We start from the raw sequence: 16,137 nt of genomic DNA, 5'->3' as shown, positions 1-16,137 counted from the left end.
TACTCACTTAGTCGATCGAGAGCACGCCTGGCGCAATCCCCATCAGAGAGCGAAGCAAGTCATGTGCGGAATATTCGGCTGGTGCACCCGTCCTTCTCTGGGACCTCACCGCGATTTCATGAACGATGTCCATGCTGCTCTTGAGCACCGAGGACCTGACTCGCAGGGGCACTGCATCCATGAGAGCGGCGACTGGCAAATCGGGCTGGCCCATACCCGGCTCGCGATCATCGACTGCTCTGAAGCCGGAAGCCAACCGATGGCCCTTCAGCCGGGGCGGGTTCTGTCGTTCAATGGCGAGATCTACAACTACGTCGAGCTTAGGAATGAGCTTCCCAACATCAGTTTTCACGGGGGCTCCGACACGGAAGTCCTGTGGCATCTGCTGAATCGGTTCGGCACGGACGCGCTATCCCGCCTGCGTGGCATGTTCGCATTTGCCTTCTGGGACCAGAACAAGTCCGAACTCCTGCTGGCCAGGGATCATTTTGGGAAGAAGCCGCTGTTCTATAGCGAACTCCCGGATGGGGGGATCGTATTCGGGTCGGAGATTGCGGCGCTGCTCCGCTACCCGGGCATCCAACGCGAAATGGATTCGAATTCGATCTCCGAGTACTTTCGCTACCGATATGTTCCTGGCCCGAACACCTTCTTCAAAGGAATCAAGAAGCTTCCCCCAGGTTCCTTCGCCCGCTGGCACGAGGGCAAGCTCAGCATAACGCGGTTCTACACGCCTCCCTTCCAGACGGCGAAAGACCGCGACGCTTCTCCGGAGGATGCAGATGAGCGTTTCCGGAGCACCTTCGAGACGGCGGTGAGAATACGCCTCAGGTCAGATGCCCCTTATGGGGTATTCCTGTCGGGCGGGATCGACTCGGCTGCCGTTCTATCCGAGGTCTCGAGAGCCGTGACGCGCCCTGTGAGAACCTTCACCGCCGTGTTCTCGGGCTCAGACCTGTCCGAATTGTCGGCTGCTCGAGAAACGGCCCAATTCTATGGCTCCGAGCATAACGAGCACGTCATCGAATCGGGCGACCTCTCGGAGCACCTCGTCTCGGCGACCGCGTTCCGAGGAGCTCCCGTGTCGGAGCCTTCCGACATACCGATTTATCTTCTGTCGCGAATGGCTTCGCGCACGGTAAAGATGGTGCTCACGGGAGAAGGGAGCGATGAGCTCTTGGGCGGATATCCCAAGCATAGGGCCGAGCCCTATGTAAGAGTATTGCAAGGCCTGATGCCTGCGGCTCTGGATCCTTTTCTTGCGAGGCTCCTGCAGATGGCCCCGTATAAGAAGCGCGGCCGCATCTCCGTGCTTGCCCGGGCATTGTCGCAACGGGATCCTGTGCAACAGCTGCCGGGTTGGTTCGGCGCACTCAGCAGCGATGAGTGCCGGATCATGATCAACGCGCCGGACGACCGAAGCGGCTCTGACTTTCCGTTTTCAGCGGAAACAACCATGCTCAAGCGCCACTTGTTCTTCGACCAGACGTCATGGCTGCCGGACAACCTGCTCGAGAGGGGAGATCGAATGATGATGGCCCACTCGATCGAAGGACGCATGCCCTTCATGGATGTCGAGCTTGCCCGATGCGTGGCCGACCTCCCGACGCATCACTTCGTCAGCTCGGGTCAGGGAAAGCGCATATTGAGGAGAGCGCTGGGCTCCCGGCTGCCTCCGGCGGTGCTGAACCGGCGAAAGATAGGGTTCAAGGTTCCGGTCGATGAATGGTTTCGCGGGCCGCTCAAGGGCCTCGTTCATGACGCACTCTGCTCACCGACAGCTCTTACGCATCCCCTCTATAAACGAGGGCATGTGGCAAAGATCGTTGATGAGCACGAGAAGAAGCTGCGAAACCACGAAAAGCTTCTATGGACGATGTTGACGCTCGAGATCTTCTGCCGGGAATACAGGATGGCCCTTTAGCCGTCCCGTGCCGCAATTCTGTCGCAGCGATTGGGCGCCTCGCCGAGATGCGAAGCATGGCCCATCCGAAGGGGAGTGATGATGGCAAGCCTTCTTTTTTCGACCGGGTTTGAAGGCCCGGTGTCCCTGTCGTCGCCGCAGATCAACAGCAACGTCGAGGCGCTGCAGAGCCTGCAGAACACCGGCACCGTCTGGGGCCGCGCCCCGACCATCCAGATGCTCTCGGGCGCCGGCAACTACGACTCGGTGTTCTCCAACGCCATCACCACCACCACCGGCCATGACGGCGCCCAGACCCGCGCCCTCCACCTCGACGTCAATTCCAGACCCGCCGACTACACCCAGTCGCCGCTGCTGTTCCAGCCCACCTCCGAGCCCGGCGACTTCTACATGAGCGCCTGGATCAAGCTGCCCGACAACCTCTGGTCGACGCTCGGCTCCGGCGGCTGGCTCGCCGCCCTGCCCGAATGGAAGACCGCCGGCGACTTCCGCGCCGTGGCCTCGATCATCGCGCTCGGCAACGGCGAGCTCGCCTGGAACATGCAGTGGGACACCAACGCCAACGGCAACGTGCCGCTCGAGACCCTCTGGCGCGGCGTCAACACCAGCGTGGCGGTGCCGCAGGGCGAGTGGTTCAAGGTTGAGATGTTCACCCACCGCGACAACACCGACGGCCGCACCTGGTTCAAGGTCAACGGCCAGACCGTGTTCGACAACACCGGCGACAACATCGGCGTCAACAACGCCCCGATCAACCGCGTCTTCATCGGCAATCCTTACGCCAACAAGCCCGTCGATGTCTGGCTCGACGACGTCCAGATCTGGGATGGCGCTCCTTCCAGCACAGACCAGACGCCGACACCCACCCCAACGCCTACGCCGAAGTCCAATACCGCCGACGGCCAAATGCCTGATCCTAGCCGCCAACCATAGGCAGAGTGAGCGCGGTCAGTTCAGGCCTTTGGGATCCCAAGAGCGCGGAGGCCCTTTAGATCACTTGATCCTGGGAGAAGCCTCAGACATCGGCTTCACCTGGTCCGGACAGGCCCTGTCGCACGTTATTTCGTCTGCGCCCGATGCGCGATGATTGTTGTGAATGCGACTCCGAGAAAAGCGCCCAATGCCTTCACCAGCCCATCTGAAAGACGGCCATGTCGGCCCGGGATGTGATTCTGGGCGAGTTCGAGAAATGCGGCTGATCCGATAAGAAAAATCAGAATGGCATACCTGTGCTTCGGGTAGGCGTAGCAAAAGGCAGCCCCAATGAGCGCAAACGCTCCAAGGCGCTCCAAACTGACGGGCGCATGCGTCACGGGCCGCAACTCGATCGGCGAAAGGGTGAAGAACCCAATGACACCAAGCAGCAGCCAAGCTGCTACGCGGGAGACGGTCTGCGACGGCATCTTTATCCGTCTAGGCAGCTTCCAGGTTTCCATATTGATCTTGCACCGTGAGAGTTATGAATTGCGGCGCTTGGAAACACTCCGCAGTTCGGTCTGCGTTGTTCTCTGCATCCGATTCCTATCGTAGCATCGGCCCAAACGGCTTGCTAAATGCCCCAGTTCGAATCCGTCTTCTACAGCAACCCACCTCCTCTCTTCGAATTCGATACGTGGCTACCACCATCGAGCGAGGGGGTACCCACAAAGCAAAAGTCGTAGAATTTACCGAAATCTGTAAGAATAGCGGTAAGACACCGAAATCCATGGAGTATTGTGGCCTGGGGCATCTAACGCGGCAGGAAGGCGTGAAATCTCTTCTCGGGATCGCTGACGAGTCGCAAGGAAGTCGTCGCGTCCGCATTCAGGACGGACTTGGGCAATTCCTGTAGAGCGCGCCCTTCATGTTTTGAAACGCCCTGCCATTCTGCGCCGGGAAGAGTCATACCGGCGGGCATATGACAAACGTCGCTCTCCCTTACCAGAGCCCGTTATGGGGCGATAGGGCGGAAGACGTCATCTTGTCGTTCGTTGGCGTGTCGAACATTCGGTAGCAACAGCGCGCCACGTCCGACTCCGCTCGCACCTATCAACGTAGCGCAATCCTACATCAAAATATCCAGCAACCCTTACTTGCTTCTGCTGTATCTTGAATGCTTCATTGGAGAACTTCGCATGAATGACAATACCACTCCTTAGTTTGATCGGCATTTGCGCATACCGGAATTTCCCCAATCCATGGGATTCACCTATGACTTTGGCAGCTGACCCCAAACCGGGAATTCTCACGCCGGTCTTCGAGAGCGACGGCTTAGAAGTGTTGGCTTGCATGCTCGATGTGGAACATGAGTGCATCCACGAGATGGGCGCTTGCCTGACTGTGGACGAATGTCGCCGCGCCGAAAGCCTAAGGTGGGAGCGGGATCGTCGCCGCTTCGTCCTTACCAGAGGCCAATTGCGCCATTGTCTTGGTTCCAGGTTAGGGATCCCGCCGACTGAGGTCGAGCTGGAGTATGGCTGCCATGGCAAGCCTCACCTCTCACGCCGCATGCCTGTGCGGGATTTGCACTTCGGTGTTTCCCGCTCGGGTGATATGGGCGTCATCGCCCTGTCGAAGACACGCGAGGTCGGCGTGGATATCGAGGAGATACGCCTCGTCCCTGAAGCGGACGACATCGCAGAACTCTGTTTTTCCGCTTCCGAGCATCAATCTTACCGCGTGCTTCCGCCGGAGGAAAAGCCGGAAGGGTTTCTACGGCGCTGGACTCGGCTGGAAGCCGTCTCCAAGGCGCTCGGTTGCGGCTTAGGAGAGCCGGTTCCTACGGATGACCGGGATTGGGATCTCCACACATTCGTACCAAAGGTGGGATATATCGGGTCCTTGGTCGTCCAGAATTGAAGTGCATGCGATGACATCCTTCACTTACGCATCGGCGTGGATGGGCGGGAGCTCAAATTCTGCCATCCGGCAGTGTGCAAACTCATCCAGACCGCACGTCTCCTTCAGGCCCATGAGGAATCGAGCAGCAGCGCGCGGCTTCCATCTGCGGCCAACGGCCGGGCTTTTCCCGTTCTCCCCTTTCCGATGTGCTCCGGGCATACGGAGTGGCCACGAGACGTTCGCTCGCAAAGCCGTCGTGCCGGGGCCGGTACGCGGAAACTCACTGTATCTCCATCGTCAATCATGAAGGTATGATTGGAGGTCTCCTATGAAGACGGACCTGATGAAGATCCCGGACCTTCTCGCGAACCTCGCGGGCAAGGACATCACGGTCTGGGTGGATGGCGACCGCCTGCGTTGCAATGCGCCAGCGGGTGCGCTCACGCCGGAGTTCCGCGACCAATTGCGAGACCGCAAAAGCGAGATCATTGGGTTCCTGAACATGGCCGCGGCAGCGGTCCGGCAGCAGCCTGCCATCGTGCCGCTCCAGGCCTCCGGGACGGGCGTGCCCATCTACGCCGTACCCGGACATAACGGGGCCGTCTTCTCGTTCTCCGATCTCTCGAAACGCCTTGGGGACGATCAGCCGTTCTTTGCACTTGAGCCACCGGGTCTCGATGGGAGGATCGAGCCCATGGAACGCGTTGAAGACATTGCTGAGTACTTCGCCGATCAGATCCTCGAATTCCAGCCGAACGGTCCGTACGTCATCGCCGGCTATTGTTCCGGCGCCGCGACCGCTTTCGAACTGGCGAGGCTCCTGGGTCAACGCGGGGCGAAGATCCAATGCCTTGCCCTCTTCGGCCCCGTCCATCCCAGTACATATCAGGCGCTTCCCCGTCTGCTGTTCTTCTATGGCAGGCGTCAGGCCGGCGCAATCGCCATGCACCTGCGGCATTTGGCGAAACTGCCGTCGCTCGAGGCGCGCTTCCAGTACCTCGGCGAACGCCTGCGCAAACGCAGCGAAGAGGTCCAGTCCCTTCTGTCCAATGGTCGCGATGGCGAGGGATCGGCAAAGGCCGATCCGGTGCTGGAGCGCAGAGCCCGCCTCAAAACCACGGCGATCGCAGCCCTGCGGCGATACAGGCCCGCCCCATACTCGGGTCATATGTGCATATTTCTTCCGAACAAGGCGTGGCTGCGATCAGGTGCAGCGCCGCTCCGATGGCTTCGGGTGGCGCCTCATGCCGAGCTCTATTACGGACCCAAGGACTGCTATGGCCCTCATATGCTCCAGGAGCCGGACGCGCCGGCCATCGCAGAGTTGTATCGGCAGTCGGTCCGCAAGGCCGAAAGAGCCATTTGAGTGAACCCCCACATTGCGCGATGGAGAGAGAATCTCATGATTGAATTCCGGCCTGCCGCAACCGAGAGCTTAGCGCCACCTCTCCTGACAGATCGCGACCATCGAACATTGGTCGTGGATTACAACGCCACCGCGGCGCCTTATCCGTCGGACCGGACCGTCGTCGATCTCTTCCGCGCACAAGTGGAGCGCACCCCCGATTCTGAAGCCGTTCGCTTCGGCGCCGACACTCTAACCTACCAGCAGCTGAATGGGCGCTCCAATCAGATGGCCGCTCGATTGAGGTCGATCGGCATAGGCCCCGGTCGGATCATCGTCGTATTCATGGAGCACTCCATCGAGGTCCTCGTCGCGATCCTGGGCATCCTGAAATCCGGCGCGGCCTATGTGCCAGTGGATGCGGCGACGCCGAAGGGGCGCCTCGCCACGATCCTGAAGGACATCGCCGATGGAACGGACGGGCAGGCCCCGGTCACGATTACGCAGGCACACTTGCAGTCCGTCATCCCGTCCGACCTCGCCAAGGTCATTGTGCTCGATGCCGACTTCCGGTCGATTTCGGGTGAGCCCGCGACCGACCAGCCCTCCGCGGCCACTCCGGACCACATTGCCTATATCATCTTCACGTCCGGATCGACTGGCGTGCCCAAAGGCGTCATGATCGGACATCGAAGCCTCGTGAACTACATCTGGTGGGCCGAACGGGCGTACAGCGCCGACGAGCGCCTTGCGTGGCCCCTGTTTTCATCCCTGGCCTTCGACCTGACCGTCACCACGCTCTTCACGCCTCTGATCTCCGGCGGCCGCATCGTGGTGTATCGCGGCGATCCCGGCGTGCAGAGTCTTGTCGTCCTCAAGGTCATCGACGACAACGCGGTCGATATCGTGAAGCTGACACCTGCGCATCTCGCCATGATCCGGGACCGCGATCTCAGCGCCACGAGATTGCGCAAGTTCATCGTAGGCGGCGAGGACTTCAAGACTGAGCTGGCCCGCGACATCACGAAAGCCATTCCCCATCCCATCGAGATCTACAACGAGTACGGGCCCACCGAAGCCACGGTAGGCTGCATGATCCACCGCTTCGACATGGAGCGGGACCGGTCCCCATCGGTGCCGATCGGCACTCCAGCGGCGAACGCCGGAATCTATGTCCTCGATGAGCAACATCGACCGGTTCCCCCCGGGGTCGCCGGCGAGATGTTCATTGCCGGGGACGGTCTCGCGAAAGGCTATTTCAATCAGCCCGAGCTGACCGACCAGCGGTTCGTTACGACCGCCGATCCCAGGGATCCGGCTTCGAGGCTACGGCTCTACAAGACGGGCGACTTGGCCCGCTGGAACTCGGAGGGACGTTTGGATTTCCTCGGTCGTGCCGACCACCAGGTGCAGATCGGCGGCGCCCGTGTGGAGTTGGGCGAGATCGAGGCCCAGATCCTGAAACACCCGGACATCCAGGAATGCGCGGTCACCACCGTCACCGCTCCGGCAAAAAAACCGAGCACGCAGGTGCGCTATTGCGAGCGGTGCGGCCTTGCATCCGACATGCCGGGCACAACCTATGACGAAGCCGGCGTGTGCAACCTGTGCCGGGCCTTTGATACCTATGTCGGCAAGGCTCAGAGCTATTTCAAAACACCGGAAGATCTCGAAACTCTCATCAAGGATATGCAGGAGAACCGGAATGGACCCTATGACTGCATCGTGCTGCTGAGCGGCGGCAAGGACAGCAGCTTCATGCTGAGCAAGCTCTGCGCGATGGGGGTGAAACCGCTCGTCTTCACTCTGGACAACGGCTTCATCTCGGAAGAGGCCAAGACGAACATCAGGCGGCTGGTGCACACGCTCGGCGTGGATCTCCACTGGGGAAGCACGCCGTACATGAACGAGATTTTCGTCGACAGCCTCAAGCGGTTCGCAAACGTTTGCAACGGCTGCTTCAAGACGATCTATACCCTTGCCACCAATCTCGCACGCGAGAAGGGAATTCGGTACATCGTGACCGGATTGTCGCGAGGTCAGTTCTTCGAGACGCGGCTCACCGAGGAAGTCTTCAAGCGAGACGACTACGATCCCGAACGCCTGGACGCGCTCGTCGTCGAGGCGCGCAAGGACTATCACCGCCGCGAGGATGCCGTGTCACGCTATCTCGACGTAGACATCTTCCGAAATGACTCGCTCTTCGAGGAAGTGAAGTTCATCGACTTCTATCGCTACTGGAGCGTCCCGCTGGAGGATATGCTCGAGTTCCTGAAGACTCAGGTCGGCTGGAACCGCCCCTCGGACACAGGGCGCTCCACGAACTGCCTTATCAACGACCTCGGCATCTACGTCCACAAGAAGCAGCGCGGATACCATAATTACGCCCTGCCCTACAGCTGGGACGTGCGGCTTGGCCAGAAGACGCGCGATGAGGCCATCGACGAGCTGAACGATGAGATCGATGTTCACCGCGTCAGAGAGATCATGGCCGAGATCGGCTACATCGAGCCGGCCGCGGCCGAGGACGGCATCGCACGCCTTGCGGCCTACTACGTCTCCTCAAAGCCCGTGTCCGCGGAAGATCTGCGCGCCCATCTCGCCAAGGATCTGCCGGAGCCCATGATGCCTACGCATTTCGTCCGCCTGGACCGCATGCCGCTCACGACTAACGGCAAGATCGACCGCGCCGCGCTTCCTGATCCGGCAACGGAAAACACCCAGTCCACGCAGGACTTCATCGCCCCTGCGACGGCAACGGAGAAGACCCTCGCCGCCTTGTGGTCCGATCTCCTGAAGGTGGATTCCATAGGCCGCAACGACAACTTCTTCAATCTCGGAGGGCATTCGCTGCTGGTGATGCGGGCCGTGTCGCGCCTGCGGGAAACCTTCGGTGTGGATGTGCAGCTCCGCAATCTCTTCGAGCGTCCGACAGTGGCCGAACTGGCGGAAGTCATCGACGGGATGCTCTGGATGACAGAAGCGCGGATTCCCTCCCGGTCCGAGGGGCCAAGGGAAGAAATCGAACTCTAGTGCATCGGACATGTCCGAAGCGCTCGTCGGCCGGATGATCTTATCAGCGGCCTGCTGAACCAGGAGCGGGGAACGCCATGGACAGAGCCCGGGGAGACGCCCGAGGACCGAAGCTGCCCTGGACGTCGGGGGAGTACGAGATCCTGCGTCGCCAAGTGCGGCGCTTCGTCGAGCAGGAGATCAAGCCTCATGCGGAGGGCTGGGAAGAGAATGGGTTCATACCCCGCCCGGTCTTGCGCCGCATGGGCGAACTCGGATTCTTCGGCATCCGCTATCCAGAGGAATACGGCGGCTCCGGAATGGATGCCGTCGCATCCGCGATCTTCGCCGAGGAGCTCGGGCGCTCGACCTACGGCGGCGTCGGAATCGCGACGCTGGTGCACACCGACATGGCCTCCGTGCACCTCTTCCATGACGGAACCAGAGCGCAGCGGGCACGGTGGATGCCGGGCATCATCTCGGGTGAAGTGATCACAGCGGTTGCCATCACCGAGCCGGATGCCGGATCGGACGTGAAGAGCATCCGCACCCGCGCCCGCCGGGACGGCGGCTCCTACGTGATCGACGGCGCGAAGACCTACATCACGAACGGCGCTTCCGCAGACCTCATCTTCGTCGCCGCCAAGACCGATCCCTCGGCTGGAAGCAACGGAATCACGATGTTCGTTGTCGAGAAAGGAACGCCGGGCTTCAGCGTGGCCCGCGTGCTCGACAAGCACGGATGGCGCTCCTCCGACACTGCGGAGCTCGTCTTCGATGGCTGCCGCATCCCCGCCGAGAACGTTCTCGGAGCGGAGGGGCAAGGCTTCTACTCGATCATGCGCAACTTCCAGAATGAGCGCCTCGTGCTCAGCGCCATGGCGATGGGAGCGGCCCAGGCCGCAATCGAGATGACGCTATCCTGGGTGAAAACCCGCCGCATCTTCGGCGGAACCCTGTGGGATATGCAGACGGTCCGCCAGCGCCTTGCGATGCTTGATGCAAGGGTCGAGGCCAGCCGCCAGTTCATCTATGCCACGGCTTGCCGCATGGCGGCGGACGAGGACTGCATCCGCGAGGTCTCGATGGTGAAAGCCATCTGCGGCGAACTCGTCAACGAGGTCATGTATGCCTGTGTCCAGTTCCACGGCGGCATGGGCTTCATGCGCGAGAGCCCGATCGAGCGCATGGCCCGCGACGCCCGCGTTCTATCAATCGGCGGCGGCGCGACGGAAGTGATGCTGGAGGTGGTCGCGTCCATGTCCTGATAAGAAGTGCTCACGAAGAAATGGCTCCCAGAGAGGGCCTCGAACCCCCACGCCTTTTGGGCCGCGCGTCAACAGCACGCTGCGTCTTCCATTTCCGCCATCTGGGAACAACACGCTGGCCAACGATGATGAGCATTCGGTTCGTACCGGAGAGTCGCGACGTGCTCTTGCCTCATCGTTGAGCCAATTGTATCCAGCTCCGCATTAGCTGGCTATGCCTAGAAAGACGGAGGTATTGCCACCGGGAATTACTCCTGATGATGGCTGCACCGAGATGCTTGCGGAATTGAGCAAGGAGAAGTGATTACCGTTTGGCTTGGATGACCGAGGAAGTGGGATCGCACCTCCGCCCTGAACAGCCGCAGAGGTCGACGGCGGCTGGGCCTTACAGAATGGTGGTAAAGGCCAAGCCTGTTGATGACCGGCCGATCCTCGGCGGCCATGCTGCGAAAGGGCTGTGGTGTAGGGGGCGACAATGTGCCCGTGTCGCCCCCTGCAGGCCGTCCCTCGATTGGTGTGGCGCCCTACTGCTCCTCTAAGCAGGTCTCCCTAAACTACGACATCCACCACTGTCCAACCTAATTGCCGGCTCCTGCAGGCACCAGTCGGATCATTCCTACGGACAGTTCCGCAAGTGTCCGTTCCAGAGGATTCATGCGCTCGCCCGAAAAGCTCTCGAAAGGGTTACGTAAAGATCCGTCGTAATCCTACCCATCAGTATGCGCTTGTTAACCTAAGTTCATTCCGCCATCTCTTGGGCCCAGCAGCAAGGACAAGCAGAGGAAATTATGCGCCACAGGCCGCACCAAATGGACCATCTGCACTCACTCAACCTCACCGCCATGATGAGGGAGGTTGCTCATACTCTCGGAAATATCGACTTTGCCGTCGAGGTCGAGCTGGAGAATACCGATGCGAGTGTTCTTGACCCAATGCTGAAGGAACACATCAAGGGCAGGATCAGAGCCGCTCACCGGGAGAAGCGCCAACCCTATCTCGGCCTCCTGGAGTCGCTGCGGTGGCAACAACACCGCCAGTCCTTCGTATTGTGACCGTGGCAAGCTCAACCAGGATTGCTGATCCGTCTGCTTCATAAAACATGGAAAGAGACTCCACGACAGGCATGCAAAGGCAGACAGGAAGTAGCAGCCGATGAACGGAGGCGCGCAGTGACACGCCATAAAGCAAAGCCATTGACGGCTCTTCAGAGGCGGATCGCCCGGCTTGAGCGCGAGCTTGCCACGGTGGATGCTGAGATCGTGCGTCTCGAGCGGATCAAGAGCTTGGGACGATCTGGTCACGACGACTCTGTGCTCGGGGGGCGGGGCCCCCTCTTTCAGGCCTGCTGCTCTGAACGACGGCACTGAGCAAGCTTTGCCGAACATATCATCACCATTCGATATTGGGAGGAACCATAATGATCGAGAATCGTGAAGAGCTCGGTGCTCTCATCAGAGCCTACGAATCCGCGGCCCAGACGCACATTGCCTATGCGCGGCGGGCCGATACCGAGTTTCAGCGTTCGTTTCATGAGCGGCGCGCTTCGGAAGCGCTCCAGAAAGCCCACAAGTACCGGCAGGAACTGCAGTATATCTCCAACGGCGTGTGAGACACCCCATGGAGGCCGGATCTGGCCAGCGGGATATAAGCTCGGCAGATCCAGAACAAACATAGGTGGAAAAGTGAGGAACGCCTCGGGGTGGTCGGCGCGTTGTATTGTTGATGTCCGGGGCAGCAAGAGACGTTCGCGCGAGAACCTCTACCGTTCCTGCGTGCCTTGCGAGTTCCTGGCGAGTTCTTGCGGCTTCGGTCCGCAGACGACACCAGCATCGCGTTATCGGAATTTTAGACATTCAGCCCACCCCGTTTATTGTTAGGGAGACACGATGTCCGCCACTCAACGATTCAGCCAAGCGCCGCCTGACAAGGCGAACGATCTGTTCGAAAAGCTGCTCGCCACCTCTGATAGCGCGGTCAAGACCCGTGAGCGCCTGTTCGTCAGCCTGAAGGAAGAACTGGAACTTCTGGCCTCTTTGCAGGAGGAGCATCTCTTTCCGGTTCTCCGGCAGCACGGAATGCAGGAGCTCGTGCGCGAGGCCAATAATGACAACGAGCAGACCAGCGCGCTCCTGGACGAGCTCGACACGATGCCGAAGAACAGCACCGAGTTCCTGGCCAAGGTCGCCGAGCTAAGACGCATTTTCCAGCAACACATTCGGGACGACAGGAAAGAACTGCTTCCGGCCGTGCTCAAGGTTCTGAGCGACGAAGAGGTCGAGGCCGTTGTCGAGAAAGTGGAGGATGACATGGCAAGCATCGACGAGGCAAAACGGGCTGAAACACGCCGCGCCCGAGAGCAGATTGCGACGGTTCAACGGGTGACGGAGGACGTGGCCGACACGCTACGGGCCAGCGTCGAAAGTGCTCAGACCTTGGCTCACGCCATGCAGGAGGCCGTGGAGACCAGTTTCGGCGCGCTTTCGGAATTGACCCGCCGCTCGACCGGCCAAGGCCTGCCGCTCGGCGGACGTCACGATAGCGCCGCACTGGGACTGAGCGAAGAGGCGGCACACAACTTGCGTGCGGTGGCTCAGTCCAGCACGGCACTCGCCCGCGGCCTGCAGGAGGTCTCGCGGGAGGTGGTCGACCGCAGCCAGAAGCGCCTGCAGCGGAACCTCGACGGTTTGCAGGCGATGGCTCGCTGCCGGTCGATGACGGACCTCGTTGAGGCGCACACCACGCTCCTGCGCGACAACCTGGAGCAGACGATGGAGAACAGCCGGCGCATCGCCGAGCTCACGATCCAGATGGCCGAGGAGGCCACCCGGACCGTGACTCTGCAAGCTGAGAAAACCGCGGAGCGGGTCGGCCGCGTAGCGTGATCTTTCCAGTTCCATGGGACGCTCCCGACTCACCCCGCCGGGAGCGTCTTTTCGGGTCCGGGATAATAGGGGAGGTTGGCGACCTCATCCGCGGGCTGCCTGTCGCCTGACATTCGCTGAGCGCGGCTCCGATCCGCATGTAAGCCGCAGCAGATGGCGACCTGCGACGCCACGCCCTTTACCAACGGACGGCACAATCCAGTTACACTCTGCTTTCTTCCAACAAGGGCTGGGCGGAAGGACCTTGAGTACCGACACTCTTCAGTCAGAGCGGATTTGCCATGATGCCGCTGTACTATCTCCATATCCGTCATAGGGACAAACTCGAGGTGGATCCAGACGGCGCAGAGCTGCCCCATCTCGATGCCGCAATCGCGGAAGCCCTGAAGGTCGCGCGGGAGCTCCTGGGCGAGGTGGCTGACCTGGGGCGCGACGCCGTGATCGAGATTGCCGATGGAAGCGGCGAAACAATCCTGACCGTGCCATTATCGGATGTTGTCCGGCCGCATTAGGACTGCTTCCACATGCATGAGATCATCTCTTCTCTGGCTCGACGCACCTTATCTGACGACGAACCGGGTCCACGTCACCGACAAGCTCCTCAAGCATCGGATGAGAACGCGTCCCCACGTCCGATGCTTGAAGAAGGCACGTCAGTCCTGCCGGTTTTGCGATTTGGCCTGCAAACCCGCCGTGACCGCGATCTGCACCAACTCGGGCAGGCTCTGGGCGCCCAGGCGTTCCATGATGCGCGCCCGATGCGCCTCGACCGTGCGCGGGCTCAGCCCCAGATCCCGTGCGATCGTCTTGTTGGTGCCTCCGGCCAGCAACCCGTCCAGCACCTCCCGTTCCCGGACAGGCAGCGCTGCAATGAGCCCCTTTACCCGTTCGGTGGCCTGATCCCGCTCAGCCCGCTCCCGGATAGTCGCCTGAGCGGAGGCGAGCGCTTCCAGAAGCTGCTCGGGGCGATGTGGCACGTCGAGAAAATCCGCCGCGCCCGCCTTCATCGCCCGGACACCGACGGTGACATTCCCGTGCGCCTCGCCGAGCACGATCACCGGCAGGCCCGTGCGCCGGGCCTTGAGCTCTGTCGGGATCAGCAAATCGCCGGCCGCCGGTTCCCGGATGTCGAGCACCACGCAGCCGGGCAGCAACACCGGCGCCACCTCCAGGAAGGACGGGGCCGAAGCAAACGTCTTCACCACGTAGCCGGCCTCCTGGAGCAGAAGGCACAGATCCCGGCGTGACGTTGGATTGCTGTCGACGACATAGACCGTAGAGCCGTCATGCAAGGTGATGTCCTTGGCGATTCCAGCGATCCGCCGGACCCTCCCCTGCTCGTCGAGGATCGGGAAACTCGTCGAGTGGATATGACGCATGCTCCCGTCCGGCCGAACGATGCGGTACTCGTGAACGACCGTCTCACCCTGCAGGACGCGCTCGGTGGTCTGGACTGCGCGCTCCCGGTCCTCCGGATGAGTGGCTTCGGCCCATTGGTCCCGGTTTTGGAAATTCTCTGGAGACCGGCCCCAGATCCGCTCCACCGCAGGGCTAACATATTCGATCCGTAAGGTTTCGGCATTCATGATCCAGACCATGTCGGCCGAGTGCTCCGCAAATTGCCGAAAACGCTCCTCGCTCTCCCGCAGGGCTGTTTCCGCCCGGGCTCTGAGGACTGAAGTCCAGGTGCGTTCGGCGACCTCCTGCACCAGCGTCACCTCGTCCTCGCGCCAGTGGCGAGGCTCGCCCTGGTGGACATAGAGCGCTGCGACCAAGCGATTGTCCCGCAGGAGCGGCGCGATGATGCTGGCGCGCTTGTCGGCACGGTGGAACACGACGGCGAGGCGCTCCTCTGCCGTGCGCGGGTCCTCCAGAGCGTCATCGATTTGCACCGTGTGCCCCGCCTTCAACTCTCTCTCGATGAGCGGTCCGAAATCACGGACGCGGTATTGTCCCGCAAAACTCGGGGCTCCCTCCTCGGTCCAGTCGCGCTCGACGGTGAAGGACTCACCGGACTCGCTGAACTCCGCATAGCCGACGCGGCTGGCCTTCAGGTGCCGACCGAGCATCGCGGCGGCTGTCGCCGTGGCGTCACGCGCCTCGGCTATGCCGCGCAGGCGGGTGCTCAGATCGATCAGGAACCGGAGCCGCTGTTCCCCGAGGACCCTCTCAGTGGTCTCATGGATGATGACGAGAACGCCACCCACATCGCCGGCCTCGTCCATGACCGGGCTGAACGAAGCATTCCACCATGTCGACTCAGGATAGCCCTTTCGCTGCACGATCCAGACCGGCACATCCGGGATGTAAATGGCCTCGCCACCACGTGCCCGCGCGACAAGCGGCGAAACGACATCCCAGATTTCGGCGCAGGCTTTCGGCAGGGGCTGACCGAGCGCCTCTTGTCTGATGCCGCGCAACGGGAGACAAGCATCATTGTAGAAGGTGATCAGTTCCGGCCCCCACAGCAGGTAGGTGGGCAGCTTGGATCGAAGCATGTTGCTGAGTGTGATCCGAAGCGAGGGTGGCCAGGTCTCGACCGGACCGAGCGTGGACGACGACCAGTCATACGCCCGGATGCGGGCGCTCATGATGCCGTCGTCGGTCAGAAGCTGCATGGTGCTCAAGCTGCGAACCTCCTGCTCCCGCAGTTGATGATGCCCCCCTAATCTTGACCATATTGCGCTGCCTTCTATGCATCCGAAGTATAGGTCCGCATCGTCCGATGCGGGAGACGGCAGTCAGATCTCGTCGGCAAGGATCGCTCCGCCCTGATCCATAGTGCTTCCTTCCATTCGGTGGAAAAGACAGCACCATCAAGCTCCGGGATCGGACACCCTAGACCTCATAGGCCTTCGCGCATAGCGCGGTGCTGATGCTGGATCA

12 protein-coding genes and 1 tRNA gene are annotated in these 16,137 nt (G+C 61.0%); 9 read left to right on the top strand and 4 right to left on the bottom strand.

Translation table 11 applies throughout. From position 1 onward, the window contains the following. Window positions 1-61 precede the first annotated feature (61 nt). Both asnB and ACS5Q0_RS09015 read left to right on the top strand, forming a co-directional pair. Window positions 62-1,924 (top strand): asparagine synthase (glutamine-hydrolyzing), encoded by a 1,863-nt coding sequence (asnB, locus tag ACS5Q0_RS09020; protein WP_473126279.1) that lies wholly within the window; start codon window positions 62-64, stop codon window positions 1,922-1,924. A gap of 78 nt (window positions 1,925-2,002) precedes the next feature. Then, window positions 2,003-2,857 (top strand): hypothetical protein, encoded by an 855-nt coding sequence (locus ACS5Q0_RS09015; RefSeq protein WP_473126278.1) that lies wholly within the window; start codon window positions 2,003-2,005, stop codon window positions 2,855-2,857. A gap of 125 nt (window positions 2,858-2,982) precedes the next feature. Here the strand turns inward: ACS5Q0_RS09015 and ACS5Q0_RS09010 are convergent, their stop codons facing one another. Further along, window positions 2,983-3,360, bottom strand: a complete 378-nt coding sequence (locus ACS5Q0_RS09010) for a VanZ family protein (protein ID WP_473126277.1) — start codon at window positions 3,358-3,360, stop codon at window positions 2,983-2,985. 754 nt (window positions 3,361-4,114) lie between these two features. Here ACS5Q0_RS09010 and ACS5Q0_RS09005 point away from each other — a divergent pair. From ACS5Q0_RS09005 to ACS5Q0_RS08990, 4 genes are all read left to right on the top strand, one after another. Continuing rightward, a complete protein-coding gene (locus ACS5Q0_RS09005; RefSeq protein ID WP_473126276.1) occupies window positions 4,115-4,762 on the top strand; it encodes a 4'-phosphopantetheinyl transferase family protein in 648 nt (215 codons plus the stop codon). A 310-nt stretch (window positions 4,763-5,072) separates the two neighbouring features. Then, window positions 5,073-6,110 (top strand): alpha/beta fold hydrolase, encoded by a 1,038-nt coding sequence (locus tag ACS5Q0_RS09000; RefSeq protein WP_473126275.1) that lies wholly within the window; start codon window positions 5,073-5,075, stop codon window positions 6,108-6,110. A 36-nt stretch (window positions 6,111-6,146) separates the two neighbouring features. Continuing rightward, window positions 6,147-9,122 carry an amino acid adenylation domain-containing protein gene (locus ACS5Q0_RS08995; protein ID WP_473126274.1) on the top strand — a complete coding sequence of 992 codons (2,976 nt, stop codon included), beginning with the start codon at window positions 6,147-6,149 and terminating at the stop codon, window positions 9,120-9,122. A 77-nt stretch (window positions 9,123-9,199) separates the two neighbouring features. Further along, window positions 9,200-10,369, top strand: coding sequence for an acyl-CoA dehydrogenase family protein (locus ACS5Q0_RS08990; protein ID WP_473126273.1), 1,170 nt, complete (start codon window positions 9,200-9,202; stop codon window positions 10,367-10,369). A gap of 21 nt (window positions 10,370-10,390) precedes the next feature. Here ACS5Q0_RS08990 and ACS5Q0_RS08985 read toward each other — a convergent pair. Both ACS5Q0_RS08985 and ACS5Q0_RS08980 read right to left on the bottom strand, forming a co-directional pair. Next, a tRNA-Asn gene (locus tag ACS5Q0_RS08985) sits at window positions 10,391-10,476 on the bottom strand. Window positions 10,477-11,193: 717 nt separating this feature from the next. Continuing rightward, entirely contained in the window at window positions 11,194-11,670 is a 477-nt protein-coding gene (locus tag ACS5Q0_RS08980) for a hypothetical protein (RefSeq protein WP_473126272.1), read from the bottom strand. A gap of 116 nt (window positions 11,671-11,786) precedes the next feature. On the opposite strand from ACS5Q0_RS08980, the gene ACS5Q0_RS08975 reads away from it, so the two are divergent. From ACS5Q0_RS08975 to ACS5Q0_RS08965, 3 genes are all read left to right on the top strand, one after another. Then, complete coding sequence (locus tag ACS5Q0_RS08975) at window positions 11,787-11,978, top strand: hypothetical protein (protein WP_473126271.1); 192 nt, start codon at window positions 11,787-11,789, stop codon at window positions 11,976-11,978. Between the two features lie 277 nt (window positions 11,979-12,255). Continuing rightward, entirely contained in the window at window positions 12,256-13,251 is a 996-nt protein-coding gene (locus ACS5Q0_RS08970) for a phasin family protein (RefSeq protein WP_473126270.1), read from the top strand. A 281-nt stretch (window positions 13,252-13,532) separates the two neighbouring features. Further along, on the top strand, window positions 13,533-13,763 hold the full coding sequence (locus ACS5Q0_RS08965) for a DUF6894 family protein (protein WP_473126269.1): 231 nt from the start codon (window positions 13,533-13,535) through the stop codon (window positions 13,761-13,763). A 141-nt stretch (window positions 13,764-13,904) separates the two neighbouring features. Here ACS5Q0_RS08965 and ACS5Q0_RS08960 read toward each other — a convergent pair whose 3' ends face one another. Beyond that, window positions 13,905-15,869: a PAS domain S-box protein gene (locus ACS5Q0_RS08960; RefSeq protein WP_473126339.1), complete on the bottom strand. Its 1,965-nt coding sequence runs from the start codon at window positions 15,867-15,869 to the stop codon at window positions 13,905-13,907. Between the last annotated feature and the right edge of the window lie 268 nt (window positions 15,870-16,137).

It is taken from the genome of Microvirga sp. HS2 (genome assembly GCF_055792805.1).
This window is presented reverse-complemented; position numbering and strand designations above follow the sequence as displayed.

Coding starts and splice junctions, on each gene's coding strand:
- asnB (WP_473126279.1), top strand. CDS start 62: ATGTGCGGAATATTCGGCTGGTGCACCCGTCCTTCTCTGGGACCTCAC.
- ACS5Q0_RS09015 (WP_473126278.1), top strand. CDS start 2,003: ATGATGGCAAGCCTTCTTTTTTCGACCGGGTTTGAAGGCCCGGTGTCC.
- ACS5Q0_RS09010 (WP_473126277.1), bottom strand. CDS start 3,360: ATGGAAACCTGGAAGCTGCCTAGACGGATAAAGATGCCGTCGCAGACC.
- ACS5Q0_RS09005 (WP_473126276.1), top strand. CDS start 4,115: ATGACTTTGGCAGCTGACCCCAAACCGGGAATTCTCACGCCGGTCTTC.
- ACS5Q0_RS09000 (WP_473126275.1), top strand. CDS start 5,073: ATGAAGACGGACCTGATGAAGATCCCGGACCTTCTCGCGAACCTCGCG.
- ACS5Q0_RS08995 (WP_473126274.1), top strand. CDS start 6,147: ATGATTGAATTCCGGCCTGCCGCAACCGAGAGCTTAGCGCCACCTCTC.
- ACS5Q0_RS08990 (WP_473126273.1), top strand. CDS start 9,200: ATGGACAGAGCCCGGGGAGACGCCCGAGGACCGAAGCTGCCCTGGACG.
- ACS5Q0_RS08975 (WP_473126271.1), top strand. CDS start 11,787: ATGATCGAGAATCGTGAAGAGCTCGGTGCTCTCATCAGAGCCTACGAA.
- ACS5Q0_RS08970 (WP_473126270.1), top strand. CDS start 12,256: ATGTCCGCCACTCAACGATTCAGCCAAGCGCCGCCTGACAAGGCGAAC.
- ACS5Q0_RS08965 (WP_473126269.1), top strand. CDS start 13,533: ATGATGCCGCTGTACTATCTCCATATCCGTCATAGGGACAAACTCGAG.
- ACS5Q0_RS08960 (WP_473126339.1), bottom strand. CDS start 15,869: ATGCAGCTTCTGACCGACGACGGCATCATGAGCGCCCGCATCCGGGCG.